Origin of the sequence: Micrococcus sp. ACRRV, from assembly GCF_022346985.1 — a bacterium.
In the GTDB taxonomy this organism is placed as follows: domain Bacteria; phylum Actinomycetota; class Actinomycetes; order Actinomycetales; family Micrococcaceae; genus Micrococcus; species Micrococcus porci.
On record NZ_JAKRNH010000108.1, the window covers coordinates 1 to 8,202 of the forward strand.

General features: G+C 74.6%; 5 protein-coding genes and 1 pseudogene. 3 read left to right on the forward strand and 3 right to left on the reverse strand.

Annotated elements, in window-relative coordinates:
- Window positions 1-73: 73 nt before the first annotated feature.
- The gene (locus MHY29_RS10120) at window positions 74-682 is read right to left on the reverse strand and encodes an NUDIX hydrolase (RefSeq protein WP_239240917.1); all 609 of its coding nucleotides are present in this window, start codon (window positions 680-682) and stop codon (window positions 74-76) included.
- A 67-nt stretch (window positions 683-749) separates the two neighbouring features.
- Here MHY29_RS10120 and MHY29_RS10125 point away from each other — a divergent pair, with 67 nt between their 5' ends.
- The gene (locus MHY29_RS10125) at window positions 750-2,225 is read left to right on the forward strand and encodes a CCA tRNA nucleotidyltransferase (RefSeq protein ID WP_239240920.1); all 1,476 of its coding nucleotides are present in this window, start codon (window positions 750-752) and stop codon (window positions 2,223-2,225) included.
- Window positions 2,226-2,327: 102 nt separating this feature from the next.
- On the opposite strand, the pseudogene MHY29_RS12530 reads toward MHY29_RS10125, so the two are convergent.
- A pseudogene (locus MHY29_RS12530) lies at window positions 2,328-2,633 on the reverse strand (TetR-like C-terminal domain-containing protein); the annotation flags it as partial.
- A 116-nt stretch (window positions 2,634-2,749) separates the two neighbouring features.
- Between MHY29_RS12530 and MHY29_RS10130 the strand changes: the two are divergent.
- Both MHY29_RS10130 and MHY29_RS10135 read left to right on the forward strand, forming a co-directional pair.
- Window positions 2,750-4,528: a formate--tetrahydrofolate ligase gene (locus tag MHY29_RS10130; protein ID WP_224355980.1), complete on the forward strand. Its 1,779-nt coding sequence runs from the start codon at window positions 2,750-2,752 to the stop codon at window positions 4,526-4,528.
- A gap of 105 nt (window positions 4,529-4,633) precedes the next feature.
- Window positions 4,634-6,736: an acyltransferase family protein gene (locus MHY29_RS10135; RefSeq protein WP_239240938.1), complete on the forward strand. Its 2,103-nt coding sequence runs from the start codon at window positions 4,634-4,636 to the stop codon at window positions 6,734-6,736.
- A 113-nt stretch (window positions 6,737-6,849) separates the two neighbouring features.
- Here MHY29_RS10135 and MHY29_RS10140 read toward each other — a convergent pair whose 3' ends face one another.
- A complete protein-coding gene (locus MHY29_RS10140; RefSeq protein WP_224355983.1) occupies window positions 6,850-7,935 on the reverse strand; it encodes an inositol-3-phosphate synthase in 1,086 nt (361 codons plus the stop codon).
- Between the last annotated feature and the right edge of the window lie 267 nt (window positions 7,936-8,202).

Here is an 8,202-nt window from a genome sequence, read left to right on the forward strand (position 1 = left end):
CCCTCCCGCACGTCCCGATCCCCCTCGACCCGCGCCGGGCGCGGGTCGAGGGGGATCGGGACGTGCGGGAGGGTCAGGGGCGTCCCGGCGGGCGGCCCGTCGGGAAGTGCTGGGGGATGACCTGGCGGGCCAGGTCCACGATGCGGCGCTCGTTGGCGAAGGAGAGGCGGCGGGCGACGTCGTCGATGGACACCCAGGCGACGTCCACGGCCTCGTGGTCCGGGTCGTTCTCCGTGGTCAGCTCCCCGCCCGTGGCGCGCAGCAGGAAGTGGTGCACGGTCTTGTGGACGCGGTGCCGGGACACGGTGAACCAGTAGTCGATGGAGCCCAGCGGCTCGAGGATGCACCCGGCGATGCCGGTCTCCTCCTCCACCTCGCGCACGGCGGCCTGCCGGTGGTCCTCCGCGCCCTCCGGGTGGCCCTTCGGCAGGCACCACTCCAGGCGGCCGCCCCGGTTGTACCGGGCGATCACGGCGACCTCGAGGTCCCCGGCGTGCTCGCGGATCACGATGCCGCCCGCGGAGACCTCCTCCACGGTGGGCAGGCCCGCGCCGGACTGCGGCCGCGCGGCCGGCGTCCCGGGCGCGAGGGGGCGCGGCGGCTGCGGCGGGCGACGCCGCCAGGCGCCCAGCGCCGACGGCAGGGGGGCGCCCCGGTGCGCGGTCGGATCGGGGCTGGACATGACCTCCACTCTAACCGGCGTCCGCCCGCCCGGGTCCGGGGCCCGATCTGGCACCCTGGTGTGCATCATGGAACCCCGCACCGACACCCGCCCCCTCCCCGCCGGCTTCCCTGCGGACGCCGCCCTGCCCGCCGTCGTCGTGGAGCTGGGCCGCCGGTTCGAGGCGGCGGGGCACGAGCTGTCCCTGGTGGGCGGGCCCGTGCGGGACCTGCTGCTGGGCCGGCCCGTGGTGGACCTGGACTTCACCACGGACGCGGACCCGGACGCCACGGAGCGGATCGGCGCGGGCTGGGCCGAGGCCGCCTGGGACGTGGGCCGGCGCTTCGGCACCATCGGCTTCCAGAAGGGCGGCTGGCAGCTGGAGGTCACCACCTACCGGGCCGAGCAGTACGACCCGACGTCCCGCAAGCCGCAGGTCGCGTTCGGGGACAGCCTCGAGGACGACCTCCTGCGCCGGGACTTCACCGTCAACGCCATGGCCCTGCGCCTGCCCGCCATGGAGCTCGTGGACCCCCACGGAGGCGTGCGGGACCTCGCGGCCGGCGTGCTGCGCACCCCCGGCGCCCCCGAGGACTCCTTCTCCGACGACCCGCTGCGCATGATGCGCGCCGCCCGGTTCGCCTCCCAGCTGGGCTTCGGCGTCGCGGACGAGGTCGAGGCCGCCATGACGGACATGGCCGAGCGCATCGGGATCATCTCCGCCGAGCGCGTCCGCGACGAACTGGTCAAGCTGGTCCGCGGGGACCGCCCCCGCGCCGGCCTCGACCTGCTGGTCCGCACCGGGCTGGCGCAGATCGTCCTGCCCGAGCTGCCCGCCCTCCAGCTGGAGACCGACGAGCACCACCGCCACAAGGACGTCTACGCCCACTCCCTGCAGGTCCTGGAGCAGGCCATGGGGGAGGAGGAGCGGTACTCCCCGGAGCGCCCGGACGTGGTGCTGCGCCTGGCGGCGCTGCTGCACGACGTCGGCAAGCCGGCCACGCGCCGCTTCGAGCCCTCCGGCGCGGTGAGCTTCCGGCACCACGAGAACGTGGGCGCCAAGCTGGTGCGGAGGCGGCTGAAGGCCCTGCGCTTCGACAACGACACGATCAAGGCCGTGGCCCGCCTCGTGGAGCTGCACATGCGCTTCTACGGGTACGGGGAGGCCGGCTGGACGGACTCCGCCGTGCGCCGGTACGTGCACGACGCCGGGGATCTCCTGCCCCGCCTCCACGCGCTGACCCGCTCGGACGTGACCACCCGCAACCGCCGCAAGGCCGAGCGCCTCGCCCACGCCTACGACGACCTCGAGCGGCGCATCGAGGAGATCTCCGCCGCCGAGGAGCTCGCCGCCGTCCGCCCCGACCTGGACGGCCAGCAGATCATGGCGCTGCTGGGCATCCGCCCCGGCCCGGTGGTGGGCCGCGCCTACGCGCACCTGCTCGAGTGGCGCCTCGACGAGGGGCCGCACGAGCAGGCCGCCGCCGAGGCCGAGCTCCGCCGCTGGTGGGCGGAGCAACCGGAGGCCGCCGGGGCGTCGTCGGGAGGCGGAGCCCGGGACTGAGGTGACCGCGCCTCCGCGACATCGCCGCCGTGCAGGCCGGCGGAGATGTCGCCGCGGTGCCGACGGCGAGAGCAGGCCGGAGACCTGGGCGGCGATGGCCTGCTCCATGAGGTTCCGCTTCCGAGCGGCGGGAAGCTGCCGGAGGATGCCCCCGGCGCACAGCGTGGTGATGCCGTGCACGGACGCCCAGAGTCCCACGGCGAGGGTGAAGACCTGGTCTTCGGTGGCATCCGGCCGCGCGTCGGCCACGAGCGAGCGCAGGAGGTCGAAGGGCCCTTCGGGTCGTGGCTGCGGCCCCTCCGGCTCGATCGGGTCCTTGCGCGAGAAGGCCTGGAACAGCTCGGGCTGCTCCATGCCGAAGGCGAAGTACCCGTGCCCGGCCGCCTCCAGGCGCTGCGGCGGCGCCACGCTCGGCGGCGGGCTCGTCGCCGCGGCGCGTCGACCCTGACGCCGGACCCGGCACCGCTCCCCGTCCCCGGCCCACGGCGTCCCGCGCCGCGGCCGGGCGGTGCCAGGATGGGGCCATGACCGAGGCCCCTCTCACCGACGCCCAGATCGCCGCCGCCCACCCGATCCGCCCCATCGCCCGGATCGCCGCCGAGGCGGGGATCGACGAGGAGCTGGTGATCCCCTACGGCCGGCACATGGCCAAGGTGGACGTGCACGCGCTCACCGCCCCGGAGGACGGGCGCGTCGTCCTGGTCACCGGCATCTCCCCGACGCCGGCCGGCGAGGGCAAGACCACCGTCACCGTCGGCCTCGCGGACGGGCTGAACCTGCTGGCCGGGCAGGAGGACGCCCCGGCCGCCGTGGCGGGGGCGCGCGCCGTCGTCGCCCTCCGCGAACCCTCCCTGGGCCCGGTGTTCGGCATCAAGGGCGGCGCCACCGGCGGCGGTCACGCGCAGGTGGTGCCCATGGAGGACATCAACCTGCACTTCACGGGCGACTTCCACGCCGTCACCTCCGCCCACAACCTGCTCTGCGCGCTCGTGGACAACCACATCCAGCAGGGCAACGTCCTGGGCATCGATCCGCGGACCGTGAGTATCAAGCGGGCCCTGGACATGAACGACCGCGCCCTGCGCCAGGTCGTCACCGGCCTGGGCGGGCGCGCCCAGGGCGTGCCGCGCGAGGGCGGGTTCGAGATCACCGTGGCCACGGAGACCATGGCCGTGTTCTGCCTCGCCGCGGACCTCGCCGACCTCAAGGCCCGCCTCGGCCGGATCACGGTGGGCCAGACCTTCGACGGCGAGCCCGTCACCGCCTCCCAGATCGGGCCCCACGGGGCGCAGGGCGCGATGGCCGTGCTCCTCAAGGACGCGATGCGCCCCAACCTCGTGCAGACCCTCGGCGGCACCCCCGCGCTCGTGCACGGCGGTCCGTTCGCGAACATCGCCCACGGGGCCAACTCCGTGATCGCCACCCGCACCGCCCGTCGGCTCGGGGAGATCGTGGTCACCGAGGCCGGGTTCGGCGCGGACCTGGGCGGGCAGAAGTTCATGGACCTCACCTCCGTGGCCGGCGGCTTCCCGCCCGCCGCCGTCGTGGTGGTGGCGACCGTGCGCGCCCTCAAGCTGCAGGCCGGGATCTCCCTGACGGACGTGAAGGCCGGCGTCGCCGCCGCGGCCGAGCGCGCCGGGCGCCCCGCGGCCGAGGTGGAGGCCGAGCACGTGGCCGCCCTCCGCGCCGGCACCGCGAACCTGACCCGCCACGTCGAGAACATGCAGTCCTACGGGGCCCCCGTCGTCGTGGCCGTGAACCGCTTCGCCCAGGACGCCGACGCCGAGCTGGACGCCCTGCGCGCCTGGGGCGCCGAACGCGGCGTGGCCGTGGCCGTCGCGGACGTGCACGGCGGCGGGGGCGAGGGCGCCCTGGAGCTGGCCCGCACCCTCGGCGAGGCGCTGCCCGCCCCCGGCGCGCCCCAGGCCGAGCTCACCCGGCTGTGGACCGAGGAGATGGACGTCGCCCAGCGGATCGAGGCCGTGGTGCGGCGGATCTACCGCGGCACCGGCGTCGAGTACTCCGCCGTGGCCCGCCGTCAGCTGCGCGACCTCGCGGACCGCGGCCTCGACCGCCTGCCCGTCTGCCTGGCCAAGACCCAGTACTCGTTCTCCGACGACCCCGCCCTGCTGAACGCCCCCGAGGGGTTCACCGTCCACGTCCGCGAGCTGTCCGCGAAGACGGGCGCGGGGTTCGTCGTCGTCCTCACGGGCGCGGTGATGACCATGCCCGGCCTGCCCGCCTCCCCGGCGGCGGACCGCATGGACGTCTCCGCCGACGGCGTCGTCACCGGCCTCTTCTGATCCCGGCCTGCGCGGAGGCCGGGACGGCGCGCGCGGGGGCCGGGACGGAATCGTGATCTCGGTGGCTTGGCGCCGCCGGGTGTGCGGATGGGATGATCGATGACCGTGAGCACCTCGGACCACCACGCCGCCCGCCCCGCCCCCCGCCATGCGCAGGCCGCGCTCGCGGACGGGCCGGCCCCGCGCACGGGGCTCCGCGTCAGCCGCGGCCCCGGTCGCATCACGGCCCTCGACGGGCTGCGCGGCATCGCCGTGCTCGCCGTGCTGGTCTTCCACGCCTGGCCCGACGCCCTGCCGGGCGGGTTCGTGGGCGTGGACATGTTCTTCGTGCTCTCCGGCTTCCTGATCACCACCGGCCTGGTCCGCGGCGTGGACGCCGGCAAGGGGCTGCGGCTGCCGTCCTTCTGGATGCGCCGCATCCGCCGCCTGGTGCCCGCCATGGTGGTGGCGCTCGTGGCCTGCACCGCCCTGGCCTGGCTGGCCGTGGCGGAGTTCCCCACGGGGCTGGGGCGGCAGTGGCTGGGCGCCCTGACCTACACCAGCAACTGGCTGATGATCTTCGACGGCGGCGACTACTTCGACCGCGCGTCCCCGCCCCTGTTCGAGCACCTGTGGTCCCTGGCCATCGAGGAGCAGTTCTACGTGCTCTGGCCGCTGATCATCGGCGGGCTGTGCCTGGCCGTGCGTCCGAAGCGGGACACCTACGCCTCCGGGCGTGTGGCGGACCGCCGCCGGATCCTCGTGGTGCTGGTGGTGGCGCTGGCCTCCGCGGCGGGCATGGTGCTCGGCTCCCTCGGCGGGGCGGACCAGACCCGTCTGTACTTCGGCACGGACACCCACGCCTTCGGCCTGCTGCTCGGCGCGTGCGTGTCCATGGGCCTGGCCCACGTCCCGCGCCCCGAGCACGGCGGCCCCGAGCTCCGCACCGGCCCCGCGCGCACCGCCGCGGCGTGGCTGGCCGTCGTCGTGCTGTTCACCGGCTTCGCGCTCGTGGACGGCACCCAGGACGCCACCTACCGCGGCGTGCTCGTGGGGCTGGCCGCCGTCGTCGCGTTCATCGTGTGGCACGTGGCCCAGGGCGACCGACGCGACTCCCTCTCCCGTGCGCTCGGGAACCCGTTCCTGCGCTGGTGGGGCCGTCGGTCCTACGCGGCGTACCTGTGGCACTGGCCGCTGCTGGTGATCATGCGGATCGTGGTGCCGGTGGACGCCCCGTCCTGGGCCGAGCCCGTGGCGGCCGGCGCCGTGCTGCTGCTGACCGCCGGCATCGCCGACCTCTCCAGCCGGTACTTCGAGGAGCCCATCCTCCAGAAGGGCTTCCGCGGGGCGTTCGGCGGCTGGGGCGACGCGGCCCGGCGCGCGTTCGGCGGCGCCTTCGGCCCCGGCGGGCGCCTGGCGGCCGGGGCGACGGCGCTGGCCCTGGTGGCCGTGCCCGTCGCCGCCGTGGCGGCCGTGGCGCACTCGCCCGCGCAGACGCAGCTCCAGGAGGACATCCAGGCCGCCGAGCAGTCCCTGCAGGACGCGCAGGCGCAGCAGCAGGCCCAGCTCGAGGCGCGCCGCTCCGCGCAGGCGGAGAAATCCAAGGACGCGGAGGCCGGCGGGGCCGAGGCGACGGGTTCGGCCGGGGCCTCCGCGAGCCCGTCCGGGTCCACGCTGGGCGACCCGCAGGTCACCCGCCCCGAGTTCACGCAGGAGGAGCTCACGGCCTCCCTGCCGCCCTCCGACGTGGGCTCTCGCACCACCCTGATCGGCGACTCCGTGGCCCTCTCCGCCGCCCCCGCGCTCCTCGAGGAGATGCCCGGGATCGTGGTGGACGCCAAGGTCGGCTTCCAGATCTGGGACGCCGCGGACAAGATCCGCGCCATGGACCGCGAGGGCACCCTCGGGGACGTCGTGGTCCTCTCCCTGGGCGCCAACGGCACCGCCGGCCGGGGGGACTGGGACAAGATCCGTCAGGCGGTCGGCCCGGACCGGCTGCTCGTCGTCGTCGTGCCCCACGGGCCGATGTCCTGGATCGAGGACGCCCAGCGGAAGGCCGTGGAGCAGGCGGAGGCCCACCCCGACCAGGTGGTCCTGGCCGACTGGGAGGCCGCCTCCACGTACGTCCCCGGCTGGTCCGCGGACGGCGTGCACCCGGGCCACGAGGGCCAGGGGATCTACGCGCAGCTGATCCGCCTGACCGTCGAGGAGCGCCTCGGCCTGCGCTGAGCCGCCGCGGCCGGGCACGGCGACGCCCCCACCCTCCGCGGGGAGGATGGGGGCGTCGCCGTCCGGGGCCGAGGGCCCGGTCAGCGCTGCGGCTGTCCGGGGCGCTGCGCCGCTCAGCGCTCGATGTCGCCGCGGATGAAGGCCTCCACGAGCTCGTGCGCCTCGTCGTCGGCGTGCTGCACGGGCGGGGACTTCATGAAGTAGGAGGACGCGGAGAGGATCGGGCCGCCGATGCCGCGGTCCAGGGCGATCTTCGCGGCGCGCACGGCGTCGATGATCACGCCGGCCGAGTTCGGGGAGTCCCAGACCTCGAGCTTGTACTCCAAGGACACCGGGGCGTCGCCGAAGTTGCGGCCCTCGAGGCGCACGAACGCCCACTTGCGGTCGTCCAGCCAGGCCACGTAGTCCGACGGGCCGATGTGCACGTCCTTCTCGGCGAGCTCGGCGGAGGTGTTGGAGGTGACGGCCTGCGTCTTGGAGATCTTCTTGGACTCCAGGCGCTCGCGCTCGAGCATGTTCTTGAAGTCCATGTTGCCGCCGACGTTCAGCTGGTACGTGCGGTCCAGGGTGACGCCGCGGTCCTCGAACAGCTTGGCCATCACGCGGTGGGTGATGGTCGCGCCGATCTGGGACTTGATGTCGTCGCCCACGATCGGCACGCCGGCCTCGGTGAACTTGTCCGCCCACTCCTGGGTGCCCGCGATGAACACGGGGAGGGCGTTGACGAAGGCGACCTTCGCGTCGATCGCGCACTGCGCGTAGAACTTGTCCGCCTCCTCGGAGCCCACGGGCAGGTAGGAGACGAGCACGTCCACCTTCGCGTCCTTGAGCGCCTGGACGACGTCCACGGGCTCGGCGGAGGACTCCTCGATGGTCTCGCGGTAGTACTTGCCCAGGCCGTCGAGCGTCGGGCCGCGCTGCACGGTCACGCCGGTGGCGGGCACGTCGGAGATCTTGATGGTGTTGTTCTCGGACGCGAGGATCGCCTCGGACAGGTCCAGCCCGACCTTCTTCGCGTCGACGTCGAACGCGGCCACGAACTCGAGGTCGGAGACGTGGTAGTCCCCGAACTGCACGTGCATCAGGCCCGGCACGGTGTCCGACGCCTGGGCGTCCTTGTAGTACTCGACGCCCTGGATCAGGGACGTCGCACAGTTGCCCACGCCGGCGATGGCGACGCGGATGGGGTTCTCGGCCACGATCAGGCTCTCTCCTCTTGTTCCGTGGGCGGGCGCGGGGCGCGGCGAGCGCGCGGGCTCCGCCAAGGGAGCTCGCACCCGGGTGTGGATCGGACCCAGCTTACGCCGCGTGACGCGGGCCGACCCGGCCGCGAGAGGGCCGTACGGAGTCCCGCGGCTTCCTAGGATGGGGGCATGTCCTCGTCCCCCGCGCCCGGCGCCGCCCCCGACGATCCGCCCGCTCCCGCCCCGCAGGCGCGGGGGACGAGGACATGCCCCCATCCTAGG